The sequence below is a fragment of the Embleya sp. NPDC001921 genome (genome assembly GCF_053594475.1).
Window position 1 is genome coordinate 1 of sequence record NZ_JBSFEO010000073.1, and the last position, 23,449, is coordinate 23,449.

The 23,449-nt window shown below is 71.0% G+C and carries 19 protein-coding genes and 3 pseudogenes; 7 read left to right on the forward strand and 15 right to left on the reverse strand.

Going from position 1 to position 23,449, the window contains the following annotated elements:
• The first annotated feature begins 1,178 nt into the window (after positions 1-1,178).
• Complete coding sequence (locus tag ACWCPW_RS47440) at positions 1,179-1,382, forward strand: hypothetical protein (protein ID WP_449767864.1); 204 nt, start codon at positions 1,179-1,181, stop codon at positions 1,380-1,382.
• 736 nt (positions 1,383-2,118) lie between these two features.
• Here ACWCPW_RS47440 and ACWCPW_RS47445 read toward each other — a convergent pair.
• Together ACWCPW_RS47445 and ACWCPW_RS47450 are read right to left on the reverse strand one after the other, a co-directional pair.
• Complete coding sequence (locus ACWCPW_RS47445; RefSeq protein ID WP_449767865.1) at positions 2,119-2,880, reverse strand: SDR family NAD(P)-dependent oxidoreductase; 762 nt, start codon at positions 2,878-2,880, stop codon at positions 2,119-2,121.
• An 81-nt stretch (positions 2,881-2,961) separates the two neighbouring features.
• Positions 2,962-3,819, reverse strand: coding sequence for a helix-turn-helix transcriptional regulator (locus tag ACWCPW_RS47450; RefSeq protein WP_449767866.1), 858 nt, complete (start codon positions 3,817-3,819; stop codon positions 2,962-2,964).
• 416 nt (positions 3,820-4,235) lie between these two features.
• Here ACWCPW_RS47450 and ACWCPW_RS47455 point away from each other — a divergent pair.
• Together ACWCPW_RS47455 and ACWCPW_RS47460 are read left to right on the forward strand one after the other, a co-directional pair.
• Positions 4,236-4,421, forward strand: a pseudogene (locus tag ACWCPW_RS47455) (transposase); the annotation flags it as partial.
• Positions 4,422-4,529: 108 nt separating this feature from the next.
• Positions 4,530-5,344 (forward strand): IS5 family transposase gene (locus tag ACWCPW_RS47460; protein ID WP_449767867.1). Its coding sequence is split into 2 segments (ribosomal slippage): positions 4,530-4,856 and positions 4,859-5,344, totalling 813 coding nucleotides; the frame shifts between segments, so codons are not numbered across the junction.
• Here ACWCPW_RS47460 and ACWCPW_RS47465 read toward each other — a convergent pair.
• From ACWCPW_RS47465 to ACWCPW_RS47480, 4 genes are all read right to left on the reverse strand, one after another.
• Positions 5,336-6,280 carry an IS3 family transposase gene (locus tag ACWCPW_RS47465; protein ID WP_449767868.1) on the reverse strand — a complete coding sequence of 315 codons (945 nt, stop codon included), beginning with the start codon at positions 6,278-6,280 and terminating at the stop codon, positions 5,336-5,338. The two genes, ACWCPW_RS47460 and ACWCPW_RS47465, sit on opposite strands and share 9 nt — an antisense overlap.
• An 86-nt stretch (positions 6,281-6,366) precedes the next feature.
• Complete coding sequence (locus ACWCPW_RS47470; RefSeq protein WP_449767869.1) at positions 6,367-7,473, reverse strand: acyl-CoA dehydrogenase; 1,107 nt, start codon at positions 7,471-7,473, stop codon at positions 6,367-6,369.
• Positions 7,474-7,848: 375 nt separating this feature from the next.
• Complete coding sequence (locus ACWCPW_RS47475; RefSeq protein WP_449767870.1) at positions 7,849-8,007, reverse strand: hypothetical protein; 159 nt, start codon at positions 8,005-8,007, stop codon at positions 7,849-7,851.
• A 446-nt stretch (positions 8,008-8,453) separates the two neighbouring features.
• The gene (locus ACWCPW_RS47480) at positions 8,454-8,639 is read right to left on the reverse strand and encodes a hypothetical protein (protein WP_449767871.1); all 186 of its coding nucleotides are present in this window, start codon (positions 8,637-8,639) and stop codon (positions 8,454-8,456) included.
• Positions 8,640-8,829: 190 nt separating this feature from the next.
• On the opposite strand from ACWCPW_RS47480, the gene ACWCPW_RS47485 reads away from it, so the two are divergent.
• The gene (locus ACWCPW_RS47485) at positions 8,830-10,959 is read left to right on the forward strand and encodes a hypothetical protein (protein ID WP_449767872.1); all 2,130 of its coding nucleotides are present in this window, start codon (positions 8,830-8,832) and stop codon (positions 10,957-10,959) included.
• 1,414 nt (positions 10,960-12,373) lie between these two features.
• Here the strand turns inward: ACWCPW_RS47485 and ACWCPW_RS47490 are convergent.
• From ACWCPW_RS47490 to ACWCPW_RS47500, 3 genes are all read right to left on the reverse strand, one after another.
• Complete coding sequence (locus ACWCPW_RS47490) at positions 12,374-12,754, reverse strand: hypothetical protein (protein ID WP_449767873.1); 381 nt, start codon at positions 12,752-12,754, stop codon at positions 12,374-12,376.
• The gene (locus ACWCPW_RS47495) at positions 12,751-13,008 is read right to left on the reverse strand and encodes a hypothetical protein (RefSeq protein ID WP_449767888.1); all 258 of its coding nucleotides are present in this window, start codon (positions 13,006-13,008) and stop codon (positions 12,751-12,753) included. The genes ACWCPW_RS47490 and ACWCPW_RS47495 overlap by 4 nt, the downstream gene beginning before the upstream one ends.
• 733 nt (positions 13,009-13,741) lie before the next feature.
• The gene (locus ACWCPW_RS47500) at positions 13,742-15,577 is read right to left on the reverse strand and encodes a hypothetical protein (RefSeq protein ID WP_449767874.1); all 1,836 of its coding nucleotides are present in this window, start codon (positions 15,575-15,577) and stop codon (positions 13,742-13,744) included.
• A 160-nt stretch (positions 15,578-15,737) separates the two neighbouring features.
• On the opposite strand from ACWCPW_RS47500, the gene ACWCPW_RS47505 reads away from it, so the two are divergent.
• Entirely contained in the window at positions 15,738-16,118 is a 381-nt protein-coding gene (locus ACWCPW_RS47505; protein WP_449767875.1) for a hypothetical protein, read from the forward strand.
• A 9-nt stretch (positions 16,119-16,127) separates the two neighbouring features.
• On the opposite strand, the gene ACWCPW_RS47510 is transcribed toward ACWCPW_RS47505, so the two are convergent.
• The 4 genes and pseudogenes from ACWCPW_RS47510 to ACWCPW_RS47525 all read right to left on the reverse strand — a co-directional run bounded on the left by ACWCPW_RS47510 (position 16,128) and on the right by ACWCPW_RS47525 (position 19,336).
• Positions 16,128-16,598 carry a hypothetical protein gene (locus tag ACWCPW_RS47510; RefSeq protein WP_449767876.1) on the reverse strand — a complete coding sequence of 157 codons (471 nt, stop codon included), beginning with the start codon at positions 16,596-16,598 and terminating at the stop codon, positions 16,128-16,130.
• A gap of 785 nt (positions 16,599-17,383) precedes the next feature.
• Positions 17,384-17,608: a hypothetical protein gene (locus ACWCPW_RS47515; protein WP_449767877.1), complete on the reverse strand. Its 225-nt coding sequence runs from the start codon at positions 17,606-17,608 to the stop codon at positions 17,384-17,386.
• A 402-nt stretch (positions 17,609-18,010) separates the two neighbouring features.
• Positions 18,011-18,293, reverse strand: a pseudogene (locus tag ACWCPW_RS47520) (leucine zipper domain-containing protein); the annotation flags it as partial.
• Between the two features lie 317 nt (positions 18,294-18,610).
• Complete coding sequence (locus tag ACWCPW_RS47525; protein WP_449767889.1) at positions 18,611-19,336, reverse strand: SDR family oxidoreductase; 726 nt, start codon at positions 19,334-19,336, stop codon at positions 18,611-18,613.
• An 87-nt stretch (positions 19,337-19,423) separates the two neighbouring features.
• On the opposite strand from ACWCPW_RS47525, the gene ACWCPW_RS47530 reads away from it, so the two are divergent.
• Together ACWCPW_RS47530 and ACWCPW_RS47535 are read left to right on the forward strand one after the other, a co-directional pair.
• A complete protein-coding gene (locus ACWCPW_RS47530; RefSeq protein WP_449767878.1) occupies positions 19,424-20,302 on the forward strand; it encodes a LysR family transcriptional regulator in 879 nt (292 codons plus the stop codon).
• 171 nt (positions 20,303-20,473) lie between these two features.
• Positions 20,474-20,989 carry a helix-turn-helix domain-containing protein gene (locus ACWCPW_RS47535; protein WP_449767879.1) on the forward strand — a complete coding sequence of 172 codons (516 nt, stop codon included), beginning with the start codon at positions 20,474-20,476 and terminating at the stop codon, positions 20,987-20,989.
• Between the two features lie 1,173 nt (positions 20,990-22,162).
• On the opposite strand, the gene ACWCPW_RS47540 is transcribed toward ACWCPW_RS47535, so the two are convergent.
• Both ACWCPW_RS47540 and ACWCPW_RS47545 read right to left on the reverse strand, forming a co-directional pair.
• Positions 22,163-22,738 (reverse strand): hypothetical protein, encoded by a 576-nt coding sequence (locus tag ACWCPW_RS47540; protein ID WP_449767891.1) that lies wholly within the window; start codon positions 22,736-22,738, stop codon positions 22,163-22,165.
• Between the two features lie 61 nt (positions 22,739-22,799).
• Positions 22,800-22,973 (reverse strand): annotated as a pseudogene (locus tag ACWCPW_RS47545) (transposase); the annotation flags it as partial.
• Positions 22,974-23,449 lie beyond the last annotated feature (476 nt).

The window sequence follows — 23,449 nt, forward strand, 5'->3', positions numbered from 1 at the left end:
TCCGTGAACGCATCTGACCAACCGTCAACTATCTCCATCGACACGAACGGACCAACGACCGTGATGACTTCCGGTCACGGAGTGTCGTTGCAGTACTAGGGGCCCGATACGGGGTCCGATTTATATCGGACCCCCCACGCCGGGCAAAACCCCAGGTCAAAGCCCCCGTATGCACCCTCGGACGGCGCAGACTGGTATGGAGCATCGACCTTCACTCCAATCCACCCGCCCCGCGCGGTCACGCTCGGTTCGACGACTACCGGCGACGCCGGCCCTGGCGGCTCCCGCTCCTCGATCTCCCGGTGTCCCCGTCCCCCGGGGCATCCGGGCGAGGGTGACCGCGCGTCAGGTCGGAGCGGGGGACCGGCGCGAATGTCCCGCCGGCCTGCGCCCGACGCCTTGGCCCGGGCCGGCTTCGGCGAGCACCACCAGGAGCACGACGCCGACCGAGTTCGGCGACGCCGGCCCGCGACCGTCCCTGTCGCTGCCGGATGCCCGGCCGCCGTCGAGCGGGCCGGCAGCGCCGGCGACGACCACGGCACCGACTCTCGCGGCCCGCAAACTGGCTGGATTGCCTACTGGGCGGATGGAGGGGTTCTCCTGCTCGATAAAGGAGTCGATGTCCGTGGGGCAACAGGGGAGACAGGGGGATCATGTCGGACCACAGCGACGAGATCACGGAAGAGCAGGTGCGGGAGAGGGCCGCACCGTCGCCGCCCGCGGGATCGTGTGTGCGGCGACCCCGGCCACGACAGGACGGTCGCGCTCCACCAAGCGTTGCGTCCGCTCCCGCGCCGCGTCCCGGTACGCCGCGCCGGTCGCGGTGAAACCGACCCTCCCCCGGTTGCGCGCCGCGCTGCTCACCGCGTTCGGCCTGCCGGCCACATCCCTGACGAACCGCGCGGACGCGGCCGAACGCGCGCTCCCAGGCGCCCTCGCGCCCCCCGGGTGTGCTCGTGATCGACAATGCCGGCGCGTCGCCGCCCCCGAGCCGGACTACCTCCGCCTCCTGGCGAACGCCCCCGCCACCCACACCGGCCTGGTGCTGTGCGGAGCGGACGCCGAACGCACCCCGACACGGGCTCGCCGAGCGCACCTGGCACGGGCTCCCACCCTGGCCTCCCGCGTCCTGACCCCGGCAACACGTGCCACGTCCGGAGGCATCGCAAGTCCCCGGTGTGCTGCGCCTGTTCCATCCGCTGTGGGACGCCGCGACCGACGAGGACCTGCTCCACAGCGACACGACGCACGCGCGGGGGAACTTTCACACCCGGGCGAAGATCACCTCCCACGCCTACGCCGCCCGCAGCCGAGACCCCGACACCGCGGTGGATCACGCGGTGCCGGCCTGGGCCTGCTCCCGCATCGGCCCCAACCCCTGACCCGTGCCGATCCACCGCTCCCACGGCAGGAACGAGGGACTCCGATGCCCCCCACGACGACACCACCCGGGAGTCTTCGACACCTCCGGCCGAGCCCGCCCTCGACACCGTGTCGTCGACCGCCCTGCGCGCCCCGGCGGTCCGCCGCCCTCTCGCGCTGCGCGCCCGGCGCCGCCTCACCCGCACGCACGTCCACACCACCGCGCAGTGCCTGAATGTCTCCGACCGCACGGTACGGCGTTGGCCGGCCGTTGCCACCACGACATCCGTCACCGCCGCCTCCCTGGTCGCCCGCGACCGCGACCGGCTTGAGATCACCCCACCCATCCGGATACTGTCGGCCCATCGGCGCGGCAACGCCTGCGCGGTCCACCGTGAACTCGTCGCCCGCGCCCGTACGGCCACCAAGCCGGAGACGCCGGTCGGCGACCCCGCCGCACCGGCCTCGACCGCCTCACCACCACCCTCGCCGAGCGGCATGCGCATCCCGGGCGGCGCACCGCCGGCCGCCCTGCCGATGCTGGATCCGCTGCCGTCGTCGCCGACGTTCCTGCACACGATCCGCCGGGATCCGACCGCGGGGGAGCGGGAGGCGGCGGTGCACGTCCAGGTCCTCGCTCACAGAGCCGAGCGGGCGTCCGTCGTCCGGGCCGACCATCACATTCGCTTCGGCCCGCGCAGGCTGACGATCCACCTCGCCGGACAGCACGCGTGTTCCGCACGGTTCGACCGTTCCTCAGCCCCCCGCCACAGGCACCGAGCCGATGAGTCCGCCGTCGACGACGAGATCGTGTCCGGTGATGTACGAGGCGTCATCGGATGCCAGGAAGGCCACTGCTGCGGCGACCTCGTCGGGGTGACCCAGCGAGCCGAGGGGAACCTCCGCGGCGTTGCGGGCCCGCTCACTCGGGTCGGGGTTCGCTTCCCGGTAGATGTCCGTGTCGATGTAGCCGGGGCTGACGGAGTTGACTCTGATGCCGCGAGGGGCGAGATCGGCTCCGAGCGTGCGTGCCAGGTTGTGTACGGCGGCCTTGCTCGCGGAGTAGACGGATGCGATGGAGAGCCCGCGATGCAGCGTCCACGATGCGTTGACGACCACGGCTCCACCGTTTCGCAACAAAGGCAGTGCTTTGTGAATGGTGAAGAAGACGCCCTTGAAGTTGATGTCCACGGTGTAGTCGAAATCTGCTTCGGTGAGTTCGGCGCTCGGCTTGAAGATCCCGACGCCCGCGTTGGCGAAGACGACGTCCAGACCACCGCGCCACGCCTCGATGCGCCGCATCAGACGGTCGAGATCGACAGAGGAGGACACGTCGGCACGAACGACGAGGACTCGTTCGGCCGCGCCGAGACGGGCGGCGGCCGTCTCCAACCTCTCCTGGTCCCGACCGGTGACGACGACATGGGCGCCCTCGTCGAGAAGTCGGCGCGCCGTGGCGAATCCGATGCCGCTGCCGCCACCGGTGATCAGAATCGTCTTGTCCGTGAATCGCTTCATGTCGCGATCATCGAGCGCCTGGGCTCCGTGCGGCAGTGTCGGCTGAGCCTGGGTCTGACACCACCACTCTCGGCATCCTGCTCAGACCGCGCTGGATTCCCGGACCCGCAACAACCGCGCGAGTCGGGACTCGGTATCCGTCCCGGCCACCGGGGTGTGCAACAGCAGCCGATGACCCGGCAGGTCAGTCAACGGGAGCGAGGTGTATTCGAAGGTCAACGCCCCTGCGGTTGGGTGGACCAGCGACTTGACGCCCTCGGCGGCGGTTCCGATGGGATGCTGCGCCCAGATCTCGGCGAAGGCGGGACTGACCGCGCACAGGTCGGCGGCCAACCGACCGAACTCCGCATCCTCCGGGTAGCGCGCGGCGTCTGCTCGGAACTGGCCGACCATCGTTCGGGCGACATCCTCCCAATGGAGGAAATCGGATCGGAAGCGAACGTTGGTGAAGAAGCTCACCAGACAACTGATGTCCCTGTCGCCGTATCCGAAGACCACTTGAGCGGCGTGGTTGACCGCGATCAGGTTCCAGTGTCGGTCGATGACATAGGCGGGACGCGGCGACCATCCGTCCAGAACGCGTCGAAGTCGTGGCGAGACCTCCCGGTCGGCCGGCGGCGACTGTGGCGGATTCAGGCCGGCGAGTAGATACAGGTGCTCTCGTTCCGCTGCCTCCAGCCGGAGAACCCGTGCGATGGCATCCAGAACGTGAGCGGAGACGTTGATCTCCCGCCCCTGCTCCAACCACGTGTACCAGGAGACTCCGACCCCCGCCAGGACCGCCACCTCCTCCCGGCGCAGGCCCGGCGTACGCCGCGCACCGCCGTCGGGCATGCCCACATCCCGAGGGGTCAGCCGCGCCCGCCTCGATCGGAGAAACGTACGCAACTCGGCACCGCGTCGCCTACGCGCATCCACAGAGATACCGGAGGTGTCCACATCGCCATGTTAGGCAATCGCGAGCTTGCTCCGCTTTGACGGACACCCTCGTTGTGTTGTTCAGGCCGTGAGGGCGGTTTCGTATTCGACGGGTGTGCGGTAGCCGAGGCCGCTGTGGAGCCTACGGATGTTGTACCAGGCCTCGATGACCCTGTTGCCCAATTCGGGGGAGTTTACGTCGATCACCCGGTCGGAGTCGGCCGACGAGCGGATGCTGCTGATCAGGGGCGCGTGAAGGGGCCGCCCTGCAACAGGGGGTGGTCTGTGTCGATGGGCTCGGCTTCCGGCAATGTTCCCGAGAGGACGAGTGCGGTCGCACATGCCGCGTTCCGAAGGGGTGTCTCGCGATGCGGATCCCCAACCGACTCGGGTCCGTGTTCTCGAACGAGGAGTTCCGGGAAGCGTTCGGAGATCGAGGCCGTCCCGGTATCTCCCCCGGGCAACTCGCCCTGGTCAGCGTGCTGCGGTTCGTCGAGAACCTGACGGACCGGCAGGCGGCGCACGCGGTGCGGGCCGGGATCGACGTGAAGTACCTGCTGGGTATGGAGCTCACCGGCCCCGGCTTCGACTTCACCGTGCTCACCGGGTTTGGACAACGACTGCCGGACAACTGCTTGCAGGAGCGAGTACCGGACCTGCTCTTGGAACTCCTAACGAAATGACCTCGATGCTGGTTGGATGGGCTCAGGATCGTGGTTCGGGGGTGGGCTGTGGCACGGCCGAAGCCGTGGGATGTGGACGACGAGTTGTGGGCGGTTGTGGAGCCGTTGTTGCCGAAGGTCGAGCGGCGGACGCGCCCTCCGGGACGCAAGCGTCATCCCGACCGGTTGGTGTTTCAGGGGATCCTGTTCGTGTTGCACACCGGGATCGCCTGGGAGCACTTGCCGCAGGAGATGGGTTTCGGCTCCGGGATGACGTGTTGGCGTCGTCTGGCGGAGTGGACCGAGGCCGACGTGTGGCCCCGGCTTCACGAGGTCCTGCTCGCGAAACTGCGGCGCGCGGACGCGCCGGACTTCTCTCGGGCAGCCGTCGACGGGTCCCACGTGCGGGCGTTAAAGGGGGATCCGCGACGGGACGAAGTCCTGTCGATCGGGGCAGAACGGGCAGTAAACATCACCTGATCACCGACGCCACGGGCATCCCGCTCGCGGTCACCCCGACCGGTGGACACCGCAACGACGTCACCCAACTGATCCCGCTTCTGAAAGCCGTGCCACCGGTCCGCGGCAAACGCGGCAGGCCCCGACAGCGGCCCGACGTGGTCCTGGGCGACCGCGGCTACGACCACGACGAATACCGCCGTCTGGTGCGCGCCCTCGGCGTCAAGCCGCTCATCGCACGGCGCGGTGTCGAACACGGATCAGGCCTGGGCACCCAACGCTGGGTCGTGGAACGCGCCTTCGCGCATCTGCATTGGTTCCGCCGCCTACGGATACGCTGGGAGATCCGCGACGACATCCACGAAGCCTTCCTCAACCTCGCCTGCTCAATCATGTGCCGGCGACGCCTGAAGTCATTACGTTAGAGGTTCTTGGAGCGCCTGGCCGACGAGGGCCTGGTCGGCGCCGGAGGGCGGCAGCGCACCGACTCCACGCATGTCCTGGCGGCCGTCCGGCGCCTGAACCGACTGGAGTTCGTCGGCGAAACGCTCCGGGCCTGCCTGGAAGCACTGTCCGCGGCAAATGCCCGGTGGCTCGCGAACTGGATGGCCCCGGCATGGCAGGAGCGTTACGGCGCCAGGATCGATGCCTACCGGCTGCCAGATCGTTCCGCGGGTCGGGCGCTGCTTGCCGACGGCGTCGCGCAGCGCGTCGGCGACCGGGTCGGTGCGCAGGTGGTCCGCGGTGGCCCAGCCGACGATCCTGCGGGTGGCGATGTCGATGACGATGGCCAGGAACAGCCGGCCCTGCTCGGTCGCAAGGTAGGCGATGTCGCCGCACCGGCGCGTCACCGGTGCCGGGCCGGGCGCGAAGTCGCGCCCGATCAGGTCCGGGCGGGCGGCGGCGTGCGGGTCCGGGACGGTGGTGCGGCGGCCGCGTCTGCGGTGTCGGCCGGCGAGTCCGGCCTCGCGCATCAGACGCGCGATGCGGCGGCGCCCGACGACCCGGGCGCCGCCGCGGACCAGGACGGCGTGGACGCGCGGGACGCCGTGGCTGCCGCGCGAGTGGCTGTGGACGGTGGTGATCCGTTCGATTGGACGGTGGTGATCCGTTCTGGGAGTGGGGACGTGCGGCTCGTTTCTTCGTCGGTGACGCGAAGGTGCGCCGGTATTTCGAGGCGCCCGAGGGTGTGGACGTCGACGGCCGGGAGATGGTGGGCCGGCCGGGTGCGTTTGCCGGGGGACGCCGTTCGTGGTGGACGCGTCGATGTGGATCCGTGGGAGCCGCGGGTTCCGCGTCCGTGCGGTGCGAAACGCCGAGAACCGACGGCCGGCCGGTTCGTACGCAACGACCCGGGGCATGGCGATGAACTCGGGCGGCGGTCCCGGTCCGTCGTCGGGCGTGGTGCACGACGGCCGGTCGTGACCTGGGCCGGGGCCGCCCGCGATCAGGCGAGGGTCAGGGGTCCTTCGGCCAGGTACGCCGCCAGTGGGTCGGTCATCCGGGATCGGGTCGGCGCGCGCAGGGCGAGCGCGTCGGCGAAACCGGCGAGGTGGGTGACCTCGTCGGAGCCGGCGGTGTCGAGGTGGCCGAGGAGTTCGACCGCGTGCGGGACGACCCGGGCCAGGGCGTCCTGGACGCCGTAACGCACGTACAGCGCGTGGGCGAGTGTCGCGTCGTCCGGGTCGCCGCCGTCGATCCGCAGCGCGACACCCTCCACCGCGGACATCGCGGCCTCGGTTTCCACCAGCAGGGCGACCCGTTCGGACTCGGGTGCCCGACCGTCGCGCAGCACCCGCTCGACCAGCGTGTCGGCCGCCCCGACGTGGGCGACCGTCGCCAGCAGTTGGAACAGGGCGAAGCCCGCGGTCAACACCGCGTCCAGAGGTTTGTCCAGGGTCGAGGCTCGGATCAGGAACTCCGGGGGCACCACGACGTCGTCGAGGGTGACCTGCCCCTCCTCCGCCCCGTCGACGCTCAAGCCCTCGCTCTCGGCGGGCACCAGCACCACCGCCGGCTCCGGGCCCGGGCCGTCGGTGCGCGCGATCGTGACACCCGCGACGAGCAGATCCATCGATCGGGCCAAGGCGCCCACGCGCGTGGCGCCGGCGACTCGTACCCCGTCCGGTACCACCGCGGCGGTCATCGACGGCACGAGGACTTTGCCGTCGGGACGTTCGAAGGGGAAGTCGCACGCCAGGAAGCTGTTGCCGGCGGCCAAACCCTCGACGAGCTGCGACTCCACGCCCTCGTTGTCGACGGCGGCCAGGCCGAGCAGGACCGCCACCGAGAAATGATGCACGGCGCAGGTCGCCGCCAGGGACGGCGACCTGCGGGCCAGCGCGCGCTGCACCCGTAACGCCTCCACCGCGCTCGCCCCCCGCCCCCCACAGGAGACCGGAACCACCAGCCCGGGGCCACCGCCGTCGGCAAAGAGCCCGATACCGGGGCCGGCCGGGTCCTCCAACTCCGCCGACGGCACCGCCCGCAGGCTCTCGTCCAGTCCCGGCAACAGCCTCGTCGCCGCGGCCCGCTCCCGCTCCAGAAAACGCATGTCCCCCACTCTCCCCGCAGCGACCACCCGGCCGGCGGCTCGGGCCGCCCACGACGCCTGGGCCGCGCACGGCAGTTGCCACGCCCACCCGGGGCCGCACCGACCCCGAAAGGCAATGTACCCGGGCGGCATCCGCAGGTACCGCCCGTGCCGAGCCGGCCACCCCGGCAGCCGTCGACCGCGCCCCGGCCGTCTCGGTCGGATGCGATCGCGCGGGGCCCGAGGACGGGCCTCGGAGGGTGTGCGACCGGCGGGCCGGCGCCGATCCTTCCCGGCCCGTCGGCGGCGCGGAACCGCGACATCCCTCGAACGGGGGGCGGGTTCACTTTCGACCGCGGTGGGGTGACGGGGAAGGTGGCCGCATCGGACCGGCGGTCACCCGCTCCCGCACGCCTGCCGGATCCTCTCGGGGTCGTCAAACCCGAACACCGCGCGCAGGTACGAGTCGATCGTTCGGGATCGCTGACCGGTGGCCTTGATCCAACACGCGTCGGCCTCCCGGCCCGCCGACATCCACACGACGAAATCGCCCATGTCCGCTCCGACTCCCCTTTGCCCCCGGCCGTCGAGACCTGCCCGATGTGGATGTGCTTCCGGACGGCGAACTCGTGGTCTGGCACGACGGAAAGCTGGCGTTCGACCTGCTCCGGCGCCCGATGAACCGCACCCGCGCTGCCGTACCGCGCGTCGCCCGCGAACACCCGGCCGACTCTGTGGCGTTCGACCTGCTGCGCGTGAGGGGAGCGGGACCTGATCGCCATGCCGTATACCGCCCGCCGCGCCGCGTTGGAGGACCTGTTCGCCGAGCACGCCCTGGGCCCGCCGTGGGCGCTGTGTCCCTCCACCGCCGACCGTGCCTTGGCGCTGCGGTGGATGCGGGAGTGGGCGCCGGCGGGCCTCGAGGGCTTCTGGTGGGGGAGGTGGAAAGCCGGTCCCGGGAGGGTGTGTTCCCGGGGCCGGCGTGGTGGTGTGGGTGGGGGTTACTTGTGTTTGACGAGGGTGTGCAGGGCGAGGAGGACGGCGATGCCCACGCCGATGGCGACGCCCAGGGCCGGGTCGCGGTAGCTGAGGTAGACGGTCAGGCCGGTGAGGGCGAGCAGGACCAGCGTGCGCACGTCGAGCGGTTCGGACGGGCCGTGGTGGTTGTCGGTGGGGTCGGCCGGCATGAGGTCCTCCTTGGCGTGGCCTCGTCCGGGTCTTGCCCGGTCCCTCGCCCCGAGTGGGGGGCGGGGTCGGGCAGGTCCGGGCGTGTTCGCGGATTCGGTGTTCCGAGGATGCGTGGGCGTGGAAGCGTTGCGGCAGAGGTCACGCGTTGCCGTCGTCGGCAACGCGGCGAGGCGTTCCCGGGGGGCGGGCATGGACGAGGCGGAGCCGTTTCGCGCGGAGTTGATGGACACGTCCGGGTTGAAGCCGATCCCCGCGCGCGTGTCACCGCAGGGGCGCGCGCTGGCGGTGGATCTGCGGGCGTTGTTCGCGGTGTTGGGGGTGTCGGTGCGCGTGTACGCGCTGCGGACCTACATGGACGCGGGCGCGCTGTCGCGTTATCTGAACGGGACGCGGATCGCACCCGCGGAGTTCGTCGAGCGCCTGTTGCGGGACGTGGAGGTCAAGGCGGGCCCGCGGACCGCCGAGGCCACCGCGCGCGTGCGCGCCGCCCAGCGTGCCGCGTTGGCGGTGAGCAACCCGGTCCAGGCCCGGTTGCAGGAGATGCGGGACGACCTGGCCGAGGCGGATCGTCGGTTGCAGGAGTCGCAGGTGCGCGAACAGGCGCTGGCCGAGGTGTTGCAGGCCCGGCAACGCGACCTCGCCGACCTGATCGGCCGCCACCGGGAACTCCAGGTCGCGGCCGAGGGGGAACGCGCCGACCATGCCGAGGGGCTCGAGAGCGCGCGCGAGGAGCAGCGGCGCCTGCGGGAGGAACGCGACCGTCTGGCACGGCAGGTGCAGGCACTACGGGAGGCGTTGGGCAAGGCCCACCACCGCACCCTGGACGCGGAACGCCGCTGTGAGGAACTCGAACGCCGCCTGGACACCGCGGAGATCCACGCGGCCGACGCGCAACCGGACGAGGAAGAGGGGAAGGACGACCCACCCACCGCCACCGAATCACCGACGCGACCCGCACTGGCCACCGGTGCCACCCGCGAGACGTCGCAGGCCCGCGTCCCCCACGCACCGCACGCGCCCCGAAGGCCCACGGCCCGCATACCCGCGGCGCCTGTCCCGGCCCGGATTGCATCCGGCACCCTGAGGCGGTACCTGCGCGCTCTGCGCGAGGCGGGGCACGACGCGGACGCCGAACGCTTCCTGGTGTCCGTCGCCCGGGACACGCCCCAGTCGCGGGGCTGGGTGGGCGACCTGGTCACCGACCTCGCCAAGACCGACCCCGTCGACGCCGGCATCCTGGGGATCCTGTCCGAAGGAGCACTCGAGGACCGAGCGCTGGCAGCGATCGGCCGGGGAGCCGAACCCGACGAGATCGTGCGCGTCCTGGAGGCGAAGGACCGAATCGCGCCGGGAGACACCCGAACCGAATCATTGTTCGAGGGGGTGGCGGCCCGAGGGTACGTGGACTTCGTCCACGGCCGGCGATGGGCCGGTGCCCTGGTGGTCGCGACCGCGTGCGCGATCATAGCCGGGACCCTCGGACACCGGACCCCGTACGTCGTCGCGTTCGTCGCGGTGTGCTCGATGGCCGCCCTGTTCGGCTGCGTCGCTCTCCTCACCATGTACACGTCTGCGGCCCAGCACAGCATGGGGTCGCTGCGTACCCCGGTCGACGTGGTCGAGGCCCTGCACCGCGCGGGCCGAACCGAGGACACCGTCAAGGTGTTGCGCCATCCCGGCATCTCGATGCGGCAGGAACGCCGCAGTCTGCGCAGACAACTGCGCAACCAGGGCCTGGCGCACCTTGCCCACCACCTCTACCGCCGCCCGAAGCGCCGCCCCGTGCTCCCCGCGGTGTGGTGCCCGCCACCCGGATACCGCAGGCACGCCGAAAGCCCCATGACCGTGGACCAATACGTCGACGAGGGCGGCGGGTTCGCCATGGTCGCCCCCCTCGCCCTCGCCGCGCCCTGGCTCGCCGTCATGGTGTTCGGCCTGCCCTCGCTGTGGGCCCTCGCCGCGACCGCGGCGATCGCCGCGCCGCCGCTCCTCCTGTGGGCGTGGTCCAAGCCGACACCGGGAACCGATCGCACCTGGTGGTACGGCTTCCCCAGCCAGGCCCGCGCGCGCCACCACGACCACGGGGACTACGACTTGTTCACTCGCCCCGCTCCGCCGGCGGGATCCTCCGGCAAGGAGATCGTGCCGTGGACACCCCCACCTGGCCACGTCGGCCCCCACCCCACAGGCCGACACGAGGACTCCGTGGCGTACCTGATCCGAACCACCGGCAGATTCCGCCTCCTCCCCACCCCCACCGCCCGCCTACGACACGACCGATCCCGCACCGCAACGCCCTCCACATCCACGTCGAAGTAAGCCCCCAACCCGGCCCCGAGCTCCCTGCCGGGAGGTCGCCAAAGGGCGTTGCCGGCCCCGCAACACCCCCGATTGGCTCGGCCGGATCCGGAACTCGAAGCCCCCATCGAGCACGCGAGCCACCACGGTGCGCTCCTCGCGCGCACCGGACGGGCCGGCGATGACCCGAACGCCGCAACGTCCGCATCCCACACCGCCTCGATCGCGTTGAGACGAAGTCCGGGTCCATCTCGACAGGGTGACGGCGCAGCCGTGCGCGGCCGGTAAGCACGGCGGTGCGGTGGCACGCGCCGCCCGGATACCTCATGCCGGGGCGGCGAAGCCCGCGGGTCTACAGGGCCGGATGTGTCGGAACCGCGTGTGGGTCGCTCGTGCCCGGTCGGGCGAGCGGGCACCCGGGGTGGGTTGCCCCGGTCGGCCGCGAACGGCCCCTGATACCGGCCGGGTGGGGCCGGCTCTTGGGCCCGTCGCGTGGGGCGTCGCCTGCCCCGTCGCACTTGGAACCGACCGGGGCACATGCGGTGTTCGCGCCCCTCGGGGCGCGATGTGCACCCTGCCCGGCCGCACAGCCCGTATGTGGGTACCTGTGCGGAGAGATCACCAATCCATCGCCGCCCGGGGGCGCGGTGCGCTACGCCGGGCCGGTCTCGGTCGGTGTCGTCGTTCGCGGGTCCGGAGCCCGTTCGAGGGTGTGGTCGGGGTGTTCGGCGTGGTCGAGGGTGGCGTCTATCGCGTCCGTCGGGATGTCGAGCTGCTCGGCCCCGTCGGGCCGGGACAGCGTGTGCGGGGCCGCGCAGCCGGGGATGGTAACGACGGCGACGGTCTCGGCCGGGCGAGCGGTACGGCGGGGCTGGTAAAGCCACCGACCGGACCGGGGCGAGCGACCCGGGCGGCGACGACAGAGGGGCAGGGTCCTGTCATACCGCGGGCACCGGTCACGCTCCGCCGGCCGAACGGTGCGAGGCGCATCTAACGGTGGCGCGGCGGCGGGCGACACCGAGCAAGCCGCCGCCCACGACGGTTACTCATGCTCGGTCGTCGGACCACACACACCTGCCCGGGGCACGGTGGGGCTCGGCGCGCCGGGAACCGCTCGATCCCCTACCGGACCCACAACATATCCTCACAACTTCGTGGGGCTTCGGGGTGGGGCCTGATCGAAGGGTGGTCAGAGCCGGACCTTCCGAACGACCGATACGGGCAGGGGTTCTTCGAGGCTTCGTCCCGCAGTCCGGTCGACACGACGCGGACGGCGCGGCGGCGGGTTGGTGGGGCGGCCGGTGGCGGCATGGCTGAAGCATCCACCGTCACACGGTGCCTCCGCGCGGGAGCAACGCTCTCGCACGGCGCCGCACCGCGGATCGGACCCCCTGCACCCCCGGCTCGCCATGGCGGGTTTCGCCGGGCCGAGGGGTCAGAGGCTGAGGTCGAGGACGCGTACTGCTTGTCCGGCCCATCGGTCGGGGATGGTGGTGGCCACGAACGCGCCGTCGGGGCGTTCGGGGGTGGGCCGGGCCGCGTGGCGGGCGTGTGCCGCGCCCCAGGTGTCGTCGGGGGCGATCGCGAGTGCGGCGGACAGGTCCAGTTCGAGGACGCCGACGCCGGGCAGCGCGGCGATGTGTTCGGCGGTGCCCGGGCGGATCCGGTCGGCATCGACGAGGGCGCAGGCCGGGGCGTACAGGAACCAGCCCGGTTGGGCGTGCGCGCGGTGGATGAGCCTGGAGGCCATCGCGTTCCCACGCCCCGCGGCGACCATGGCGCTCTCGTCCAGCACGATATGCAACGCGTCGCTCACCGCGGGCCCGCCGCCGCGATCCGCCGGTCCAACTCCGTGTCCAGGTTCGCCTGTTCGGCCTCGCTGGGGTCGTAGCCGCTCCACTCCCGCAACAGGCGGCGGGCCTGCTCGGCGCGTTCGGCGCGTTCCCGCGGCGTGAGGAGGGTATCGGCGAGGTGCGCGAGATATGCGCGCAGCGACATGCCCTCCGCGGCCGCCACCTCGGCGAGCCGATCACGGGTTTCAGCGGGAATACGGACATTCGCATCCGACATCGTGGAACTCCTCTCGCTCATGGACACCAGTGTACGGGTACGTACCCGTACACCAACGCCGGTACTCGCGCCTTCGCGCTTCCTGTCGACACGCGGCGACCCGCTTGGACGCGGGAAGGGGTCGATTCGGGGACGGTGGGCGAGAGCAACGTCGACGGGTGGGAGTCGGCAACGCTCGGGAGGTCCGCCGGCACGCGGCCCGGAGCCGTACACAGCGCGGTCGACGCGGTGGCTCGACCCGGGAGAGAGCCGTGCCGTCAAGAGCGCGGACACCGACGCCGCCGACAGGCTCCAAGGAGGCCCTCGGCCTACGCAGTTCAACCGATTCGGGGCCGTCGGCCGCCCCCACCACCACCCGTACACCAACCAACCACCCCTCAGACTCACGGTGGCGCGTCGTCCGCGCCTCCGTGCGACAATCGAGCCTCTCACCCCGGTCTGTGCTGGGCAGGCAGACCAGGTCCGCGTAAACCCGGCGGGGCGACGACTCTGTGGGGCTCCCGCAGTCCCTCCTCGATGAGGCAGTCGTAGAACAGCCGCACCGGCACCGGTTGACCAAGCCGGCCTCGGCATGGACGGCGACACGTTCAGTAGAGACAGGACCAGGTAGGGAGTCGTTCGTCATCAGCGAGACACAAGAGTGGGCCGACCGGTCGAGCCTCGCCTATGAATATCAGGACGACGGCGCGACTCTGAGGGTGGAAATACCCGGCGAAGGCGCCGAAATATACGTCTATGAGTTCAGAGACCCGCCCGACTCGGACAGCATGGTGCTTACCATGATGCCGGTGCGCAGGACGGCTTCGGCCCGGGCGCGGATCAGGTCGGCGGGCGGCGGGTCCGCGCCGGTGGCGAGGGCGGTGTGCCAGTGCGCGGCGGCGTGGGCGAACCGGTGGCGTTTCCAGGCGCTTTGCCCGGCCAGGCGCGCGGCGGCGGCCAGGGCCGGGTGGCGAGGGTCGGCGGCGCGGTAGTGGTCGAGCGCGTGCTCGGCGTGGTCTTGGGCGTCGGTGTGTTGGTCGCTCTGGTGGTGGAGCCAGGCGCGGGCCAGGTGGGCGTCGGCGAGGTGGGCCGGCTGGTGTTCCCCGAGTGTGTCGCGGGCCTCGGGGTCGAGGGCGAGGTCGGTGAGCAGCCGGACGCGTGCCGGGTCAGGCGGTGCGGTGAGGGCTTCGGCGAGCTGGGTGGTCCAGGCGGGGACGAATTCGCCGAGCGCGAGGCGGTGCCGGGCCTCGTCCGGAGAGAACACACCCGGGGTCATGGCGTGGTGATAGTCCGCGGCGGCGCGGTGCAGGTGGGGCAGGAGCCGGTCCGCGGGGACGCGGTCGGCGTCTTTGCGGGTGTAGGCGTCCAGGAGCCAATCGCGTACCGTGCGGTGAAGCCGCCACCGGTCGGTGCCGGGGACGGGGCTGACGGCGGACAGCGCGCTGAACCGCCGGAACCAGTCGTCGTCCCAGGCGGGCAGTTCGTGCGGGTCGGGTCCGGCTTCGGCGACGGTGCGCAACCCGCCCGGGGTGAAGGTGCGCAGGATCACGGCGGCCGGGAGCAGGGCCTTGTGTGCTCGGGCCAGGCGCGGCAGTACGTGGGTCGCAGCCCAGGCGTCGCGGGGCATGCGGGTCAGATCGGCGGCCGCCCGGGCGTCGGCGTCCGGGGTGGTGGTGACGGCGTCGGTGGTGAGGAGGTCCGCGAGCCATGCCGCTTCGACGGGCAGGCCCCCTTGCCCGGCTTCGACGGCGGCTCGGGCCCATGCGGGGTCGGTGACTCCGCGGCGCTCGAGGTATCGGCGGGTGTCGGCCGGGGTCCACCGGCGTAGTTCGTGGACCGTACACGGGTGTCCGCCGACGGTGGGCGGGGCGAGGGTGTCGGGGGTTGCGGGGGTGAGGGTGACCGGCGCCCGGTGGGCGGCGGCGAGGACGACGCTCAGTTTCGGCATGCGGGTCAGCAGGCCGGCCAGGACGGAGGTGAACCATCCGCCGAGCCCGTAGGGGTCGCCGCCGGCGGTCGGGTGCGTGTCGTCGAAGTAGGCCAGGCGCTCGCAGGTGTCCAGCAGCAGCACGCACCGCCGGCGCCGCGCCGGCCGTGCGACGGCGTCCAGTTGTTCCTGCCATCCGGTGCGGCGCTCGGGCTGGGTCGCCTGCGGCGGGTGGAGGATCTGCGGCGAGTGGGCGACGCTCCCGCCGCGGGCGACCTTCACGGACGCGTGTTGGCGGACCGAGGGCACGGTGCCGATGGCCCTCGCGCGGCGTCGTGCCCACCGGCGGCTCCACCACGGGGCGGCCCCGGCGAGCCGGTCGCCGACCTGCCGCAGCAACTCCAGCGCGGCAGCGTCGGCCCCGGACTCGGACTCGGCCATGCGCGCGACCAGGGCGTCGATGTCCAGCACCCCGCCGAGCACATGCGGGCAGCGTGTTGCGGTGCGTTCCAGCAGCGTCGACTTGCCCGTCCCCGACACCCCCGTCAGCAGCAGCACACGCGGGGCGCTCCCCGCCGTCTGCTCCACGGAGGCGCCGGTGACGGCGTCGATCGCCGCGAGCGCCTGCTTGCGGTCGGTGAACCACTTCCCGGCCCCACTCATCCCCCACCCCTCGAACAGCCCGCACCGCGCCCCGATCCAGGGGCGGATGAGCGAACATCCCCCACCGGAACAGGATTTCAGTCGTACCGTGGTCAGGAAGGGGAATCCGCGCAATCACGCCCGCCGGGCGGGAACCGGCGCGGCCCGTGGGGAGGCAACCGTGGCGATCGGGCCGAAGACAGTCGCGGCCGCCGGCGTCGTGGTGGGCGTCGCGACCGGCGCGGTGACGAACCTGGTCACGAACGCGTGGAGTTGGACCCTGGGGGCGGCGCTGGCGGTGCTCGTCGCCGTCGGGGTGTATCTGGCCGTGCGGGTCACCGCGAACCCGCCGCAGCGCACCCGCATTCGCACGGTGGCCGGACGCGGCGCCCGCATCACCCGCGCCAACGTGACCGCGAGCGGCGGCGCCGACGCCCGGCAAACCGCCGGACCCGACAGCGAGATCACCGACTCCCCGATCACCGCTCGCGGCGCCGACGCCGACGTGCGCACCCGCCGCGGCGCACGCATCACCGACACGCGGTACAACGCCGACCCGTAACCTGTGTCGTCAAGATCGGGGAGGTTGCCCCTCTTGTGCTCGGACACCCGCGGTGCGGGGATCACCGGGCTTGGGGTGCCCCCGGTACGCGGTGGTACCGCATCGGAGCCCGCCGACCGGAATCGGCCTGCCGACGCCCGAGAGGGCGCGACCGGCCTCCTCCCGCAGGATCCCGATCTCGGCGGTGCCGCCCAACGCGGCGGCGAGCATCATCGCGGTGCCCCGGTCGGGAACGAGGCCACCGGCGAGGACGTCGGCGACGGTGCCCGCCGGTACCGTCACGTCCGAGCGTGCGCACAACTCGCCGAGGTCGGGACACGAGCGCGCCAGGTAGAGCCCCCGCAAACAGGTACGCAGGCGCCACGCGGCCAGGTCCGCACGCCGGGTCGACGAGTCGACGTCGCCTTGCGCGCACTCCCACAGAACCCGCAGATCGTCGGACTCGCCTCCGAAAAGGGTGGCGAGGATGGCAAGGGCCATGAGGCGAGCACGTCGCCGCTGAGCACGAGTGAGACGTACGCGGGGGGCAGATCCGCGCGCAAAGCCGCGTCCCCCAGCGTCATCGGGGCCTCGGACCGCAGATGACGCAACGCCGCAGCGAGGTCACGCCTCATTCGCGCCGTGCCCCCCGCTCCCCCTTCCTCGACCGTGGCGCACATCTGCGACTCCGCTTCATGCGGAACCACAGGCGCAGTCGGGTGCCCGTCGGACCGCGCGGCATCCGAGCGGGGCCCGCAGGCCGGGTACGGGAGGCGGGTCTGCATGCCACGCGGGCATTCCAACGCCCGTTGGCCGTGGCCACGTCGACTCCCGCCGCGGCAGCGATCGCCTCCCAACCGATGCCGGACGCGCGGGCGTCCTGAACGGCCGAAGCAGTGAAGCGCCGGACCTCGTCGATCAGGTTCTCCGCACCGGCCGGCAGTACCGGCAACGGCGCGTGCCGGATCTCGGCTTCCGCAAGCTGCATCGACGCCGTCTGTACACTCTCGACGGCCTCGGCTGCACGCCAGCGCGGGCTCGAATCCGGCAGAACCCCCTTGCCGTCGCGCAGGCGCTGAGCCCTGCGCCGACACGGCGTGTCGCAGTAGTCCCGTTTGCGCCCCGGGCCGCCCTTCCGGGGGAACCACAGACCACAGTGCGCGCACCTCCTCGCGTCCACGAACGCGCCCTCCTTCCGTAACCCCCAGGTCCAGGTGACGACCGCCACGCCGAACCCGGGATCGACACGCTCCGAGCCCTGGGCGGGGAGCGGGTACCTGCCCGTGTCAGTGCCGGCGTACCCGTACGTAGCCCACCGTGGATCGTCCGGCGATCCCGGCCAGGGCCAGCAGGAAGGTGGCCTTGCCCGGATCGAGAACGCCCTCGCTGGCGACCGCCCACAGCGCGGCGACCATCGACACCAGGAGGCTCAGCCGCACCGTGGCGCTGCGAATCTCGGCGACTCGGGTTTCCATGACCTCGGGCCACGGAATGGTAGGTTCGTGGGTCATCGAGGATTGGTGGGAAGCCCCTCGAAACAATAGGTCGAGCATTTTTCTGCCTCGATCGGGTGTTGTGGCCCCGGGATCGGTTTCCAGGACCGAACCCGGGGCCTCGCTTTGTATGACCGGGCGGACGCCACCGCCCCAGTTCAGGGGACGTCAGACGAATTCCAGTGCTGCAAATGGACCTGGGATGGCGCCCGTTCGTGGTCCATACGGGTGCAAGCTGGGCCTTCGAATCCACCGCTCAAACTCGAGAGAATAACGACGCCTTGCGGTCGAAAAGGAATCGAACTTCTCACCAGTGGGCTCTGGTGTTCGAATTCGGACGCTTCCTTCCGTCCTGATCCGCGATCGGAGGACACTCATCCCATCGATCACAGGATTCACTCGAACGAGGTAGAGCCCGCCGGCGCGCGAATACCTCGGGCATGTTCGGCGAACCGCTCGCGCGAGGCCGAGCAGGTAGGCGATGCGGGCTGGCCCCAGGGCGCAGGACGCGGACTTTGATGATGCGCCGCTCGGTGCGGGTCGGCGTCTGACGCGGGCTGAGGTGCGAGCGACTGGAGCGATCCGTCATCCCGGCGGGTCCCTGCTCGCAATGGCGGTCGGCCCACCGTTTCGCTGTGGTGGGTGAGACGTGGAAGCGTTCCGCCGCACGGCGGAGTGGCCATTGGTCGTCGACGACGCACTGCGGTCTCGGTCAGGAGTGCGATGCGGTGGACCGTGCGGGGTCTTTCCGGCTCGGAAGATGACGATGGCCGGGCGCACGAGTGATGTCTCGTGCACCCGGCCGTTGGATGGGCGCCGGCAAGTGGTGAGGTTCGGTGGCGGGTTGTGAAAACGTGGGTGGGCTCGCGCGGAACGCGTGCGCTATTCGCGGGTCGCCATCTCTCTCAGGCGGGGCTCGCCGCTCATGCTGGGCATGTCGGTGTGGTGTGGGATCCACCCCGGTTGCCGGCGGCCGCGTGACGCGCCCACTGCCAACTCGGCGCTCTCGCGCGCGCAGAGTTACCAGGCGACGGCTCCCTTGTCGTCGAAGAAGCCGCCTCGGGGGCCGTCGTCGGGCAGGGTGGCGAGGCGAAGGGCGATCGCGGCGCCCTGCTCGGGTGTTCGTTCCCCGGCGAATCCGGTGAAGTCGGTTGCGACGTATCCGGGGCATGCCACGTTCACGATGATGTTCGTGTCGGCGAATCGGCGGGCGTACTGGGCTGTGACGCTGTTGAGCATCGACTTGGAGGGTGCGTAGGCGGCCATGACCGGGCCGGTCCGCAGCGTCAGCGATCCCATGTTGCTGGACATGTTGACGATCCGGGGCGAGGCGGCACGGCTGAGCAGCGGGAGCATCGCGTTCGTCACCCGTACAACCCCGAACACGTTCGTTTCCAGGACTGTGCGCAGGACGTCGAGGTCGAGGTTCGTGGGGTCCTGCGCCCCGTCCGCGAACCGGCCGGAGATTCCTGCGTTGTTGACGAGGACGTCGAGTCGCCCGGCTTCCTTCTCGATGCTCGCCGCCGCTGCGGCGACACTGGCGTCGGAGGTGACTTCGAGGGCGACTCCGAACGCATCTATGCCTGCGGCATGCAACCGCTGCACGGCCTCCTCGCGTCGGGCGTGGTCACGCGCCCCCACGGCGACGGTGAAGCCAAGGACTCCGAGGCCCTGAGCGATGGCGAAGCCGATTCCCTTGTTCGCGCCGGTGACCAGCGCTGTCCTGGTGTTGTTCACGCCGCCCATGCTCAGCGCGCGGCGTCCGTTTCGTCCAATATCGATCAAGTACGCTGTGATACCCGGCGGGTATCACAAGGTGGATAGGGTACGCGCATGGACGACCTGGAGACCCGTGAGCTGCGGTACTTCGTTGCGGTCGCCGAGGAGCTGCACTTCGCGCGCGCGGCCCAGCGACTCGGGATCGCGCAGCCGCCGCTGTCGCGCGCCATCCGACAGCTGGAACGTCGGCTCGGCGTCCAGCTCCTGAACCGGGACCGACGAGGAGTGGCCCTCACCGGCGCCGGCGGTGTCCTGCTGCGCGAAGCCCGGGTAGCCCTCGATGCGGTCGCGGCTGCCGCACGCCGGACCCGGCGGGCAGAGGATCTCCAGCGGCCACTGGTGCTGGTGACGAAAGCCGGCGCATCACACGAACTGCTGCAACGACTCCTCGCCTCGTCGGCAGCCGACACCGATACGGCACCGGTCGAAGTCGTCCTGTGCGAGGTCGGTGAGCAGGCACGGTTCCTGCGCGGCGGGCGCGCAGATGTGGCCCTCATGCACCGGCCGGTCGACGACCTGGCCGGGTTCGATACCGAAGTCCTCTGCACCGAAGGCCAAGTCGCGCTCCTCCCGTCGGGACACCCGCTCGCCGCACGTCCCCAGCTCACCCTTGCGGACGTCGGCAACGTGCCGGACCTTCCCATCGCCCGATGGCCCCGGCTCGACGGCTCCTACCCCGACGGCCCCGGGCCAGAGGTGCACACCCAGTCACAACTCGCCCAGCTCGTCGCACTCGGCAAGACCCTGCTCGTCATCCCCGCCTCCAGCCGCGCCTGGCAGTGGCCCGACCATGTCGCGGTGCCCGTCGTCGACGCCCCGGACATCACGACAGTGCTCGCATGGCCGGCCGGCCACCACTCATCGGCCCTCGCCGCACTGGCCCGAGCCGCGGCCGGGCTTCGCAACACGCCACCATCAGCGCCCACGCCCTGAACCTCCTCGCCACCCGACTCCGCGGATGCCAACGGGGATCAATCTGGGCTATATCGCTACCAACCTCTGTGAACAGAACACCTACTGCCAAGTTCCGTTTTGGGCGGGTAAGTAGTAGTCAAACAGCGGTGTTTCGGCTGCTCGGGGGCGAGTGTGGTGCCGAAGTTTCTGATGGCCCGTCAACCCGTGGACGGGAACGAGGAAAAGAGGATCCGGCGGTTGGCCGGGGCGCGTCACGCGCCGGGCGACTGGATCCTGCGGGCGAGGATCGTCACGCTGAGCTGGGAAGGCCTGCGCGTGCCGCAGGTGGCGGCTCGGGCGGGGTGCGATGCGAAGACCGTGCGGCGATGGCTGCACCGCGACCGGTACGAGGCCGGCCTCGTCGACGCCCTCGAGCGGCTCATGCGCCGCGCCCACACAGGACACTCCACCCGTGCCGAACAGCGGCTCCTGTCCCGCGGCGCACCCATCCGGACTCCCCCACCGGCACGCTCGGTACGCGAGGAGTGGGAACAGGACCTCGGCGACACGGTCTGCGGAGAGGACGAGGACGGCCTCGACGCGCTCGACGACGGCATCGACGAGTCACCGCTGCCGGACACCGGCGAAGACGAACTCGACTCCCCCGCCCCGCCGCACCCGGGACTCGGGATCTACGACGCACACGAGGAGGCCCTGAAATGGTGACCCCCGATGCACGATCGGGCGACGACAGGTGGGGCGTCGGTGCGGAGACGACGGAACAGTCCCGGCCGGTCACCACCTGACAGGGCTGGCGGGACTTCGCGGCCAAGGCGCCCCCCGACACCACCCGACCCCGATGCACCGCCACGCGGCCGGGAGGAACGCCTGGCCTACCACTGCGCGTTCGTGACCATCCGCACCCCGACCATCGACACCCTCGCCACGAACATACGCACGCCGACGATCCTCGGCCGCCACCAACGCACCACCGCCCGACCGGCGTTGATCGCCGGCGGCCCCGCCGCGGCCGGGAAGACCACCGCTGTACTCCATGCCGGACGCACGTGCCACCTCGCGGAGGCCGCCCGACACAGCGGGAGAGTGGAGGGCCGGGTCCCGGTGGCGTACGTCCTCGTACCGCCGGGCGCAACCGTGAAGGCCCTGGCCGCCGAATTCGCCCGCTACCTCGGCATCCCCGCCGGCACCCGCCTGACACAGGCACAGATCATCAGCAGCCGGGCCGGCGGTGGTCGACGCCGGCTGCGCCACTGGTGTTCGCGCCACTGCCGAGGCCGTCTGCCACACCTACCACCGAGCCGGCGTCCACCTCGTCCCCATCGACGAGACCCCGCCGTCCTCGCCCCCGCACCACCACCGGCGCCGAAACCGCCGACCTGTCGAAGAGACCTCACCGAACGCATCGGCGCGACATTCGTGTACGCGGGCATCGACGTGGTGACAACCGCGTTGTTCGGGGGTGTACGCGGCGCGCAACTCGCCGGACGGGCCTCGTTGGTCGAGTGCGGTGCGCTCCCCACACGGCTCGACACACGCGAACCGTTCAAAGAGTTGATCACCGGCGTGGAAACCGCCCTCGACCCGAACACACACACCACGCCGGGACACCACCGCCGCCTCGCGCCCTACCTCCACCAACGCACCGCCCGTCGCATCGGCAGCCCCCTCCCGCCTCATCCGCCAAGCCGCCATCACCGCGATCGTGGACGGCACCGAACACATCACCAAAACCAACCTCGACGCGATCCGCGTCGACCACACCGCCGAAACCCGACACCACCCCACCACCGGGCCCCGCACACCCGGGCGGTAGACCGCCGTCCGACCTCTGCGACCCAGACCAAAACGCTGTGACCAGCACAAACACGATCCGGGCCTTCAGACGCACAGGGGTATGTGCAACACACCCGGGCTTTCCCAACGAAACCGCGACACCCCCAGGCCAGCCCCCCACCGAGCCCACCCGAACAGACCTGAAACGTTCTCACCCAACCCGCAACGCCCCAGCCCACACCACCACCCACACACGAACCGGACACCCCCGGAATCACGCGCGCCCGGTCCTTTGGTCTGTTTCGCTCCGCGCCACCGCAACCGGCCGTCGGCGTCGTACCAGTACTGTCGGACCCAGACTCGCCGCAGGACCCGCACCGCGTCCAGGTCGCGCAGCCGAGTGGGGGAGGCGCGATCGTGGACCGCGTTCAGCACCGCCATTCCGTCCTCGCCGACTTGGAGCGTACGCGCATCCAGCGCCGGTTTGCCCTTGGGCAACCAGTCGTGGCGGACCGAACGGCCATAGCGCTCCGCCCACTCCGAGGTGACGACCCCGGCGAGCCACACCTCGTCCTTCTTCGCGAGCGCCTCCAATGCGCACCGCAACGTCTCCCCGACCGGTTCGGCGCGATTGAGCGTCCGTACCGCCGCGAGGACGTGGGTCCGTCCGCTGCCGGCCACCGCCACGGACCAGCCCGGCCTCGACCAGCCGACCGACGAACAACCCCAACAACCGGTCCGCCCGGTCCCCTTCGGCGATGCGGGCGCGGAACTCGCTCAGCACCGAGTGGTCGAACCCGGGATCGTCCGGCTCCAAGCCGAGCGCGTACTTCCCGTCGATCCGGCGCCGCACCGTCTCCGCAGCCTGCCGGTCGGTCAGGTTCTCGGTGAACCGAAGCACCGACACCAACGCCAACCGCGCCGGGACAGACCCCGACGCCCGTCGCGCGGGAACCAGTCGGCGAAATCCTCATCGCGGAACACTACCGACATCCGGTCCCGCACCCACATCGCCGTAGTACCACAGGGGGTTCGCCGCCCGCGCGACCTGCAACGTCCGTACCGGAATACCAAGCCCTGATGCCGTTCCCATCGACACCGATGCCCCCTCACCACGACCCTTATCCCATGGAAGCGCCGACACCGGCAGCCGTCACCATGGCGAAAAGATCGCCAACAGCATCCCGAATGTGAGACAGAGCCGACCGATTCTTCAGACCCCCACTGACACACCACCGTCGCAGACAGTTCGGTGTATCGCCTTACGGTCAGGGCCTGTTGGATGTCCGGTTCGCCGTTGCCTCCGGAGTTGGCGCGTTTGTCCAAGGGTGCGAGTCGGCCCCGCCGTTACTTTTCTCGCGTTGCTCTTCCAGGGTGTGACGGCTGTTCGGA

Coding starts and splice junctions, on each gene's coding strand:
- ACWCPW_RS47515 (WP_449767877.1), bottom strand. CDS start 17,608: ATGACCCACGAACCTACCATTCCGTGGCCCGAGGTCATGGAAACCCGA.
- ACWCPW_RS47485 (WP_449767872.1), top strand. CDS start 8,830: ATGGACGAGGCGGAGCCGTTTCGCGCGGAGTTGATGGACACGTCCGGG.
- ACWCPW_RS47445 (WP_449767865.1), bottom strand. CDS start 2,880: ATGAAGCGATTCACGGACAAGACGATTCTGATCACCGGTGGCGGCAGC.
- ACWCPW_RS47495 (WP_449767888.1), bottom strand. CDS start 13,008: ATGTCGGATGCGAATGTCCGTATTCCCGCTGAAACCCGTGATCGGCTC.
- ACWCPW_RS47510 (WP_449767876.1), bottom strand. CDS start 16,598: ATGGCCCTTGCCATCCTCGCCACCCTTTTCGGAGGCGAGTCCGACGAT.
- ACWCPW_RS47480 (WP_449767871.1), bottom strand. CDS start 8,639: ATGCCGGCCGACCCCACCGACAACCACCACGGCCCGTCCGAACCGCTC.
- ACWCPW_RS47465 (WP_449767868.1), bottom strand. CDS start 6,280: ATGCCCCGGGTCGTTGCGTACGAACCGGCCGGCCGTCGGTTCTCGGCG.
- ACWCPW_RS47530 (WP_449767878.1), top strand. CDS start 19,424: ATGGACGACCTGGAGACCCGTGAGCTGCGGTACTTCGTTGCGGTCGCC.
- ACWCPW_RS47500 (WP_449767874.1), bottom strand. CDS start 15,577: ATGAGTGGGGCCGGGAAGTGGTTCACCGACCGCAAGCAGGCGCTCGCG.
- ACWCPW_RS47535 (WP_449767879.1), top strand. CDS start 20,474: ATGGCCCGTCAACCCGTGGACGGGAACGAGGAAAAGAGGATCCGGCGG.
- ACWCPW_RS47525 (WP_449767889.1), bottom strand. CDS start 19,336: ATGGGCGGCGTGAACAACACCAGGACAGCGCTGGTCACCGGCGCGAAC.
- ACWCPW_RS47475 (WP_449767870.1), bottom strand. CDS start 8,007: ATGGGCGATTTCGTCGTGTGGATGTCGGCGGGCCGGGAGGCCGACGCG.
- ACWCPW_RS47470 (WP_449767869.1), bottom strand. CDS start 7,473: ATGCGTTTTCTGGAGCGGGAGCGGGCCGCGGCGACGAGGCTGTTGCCG.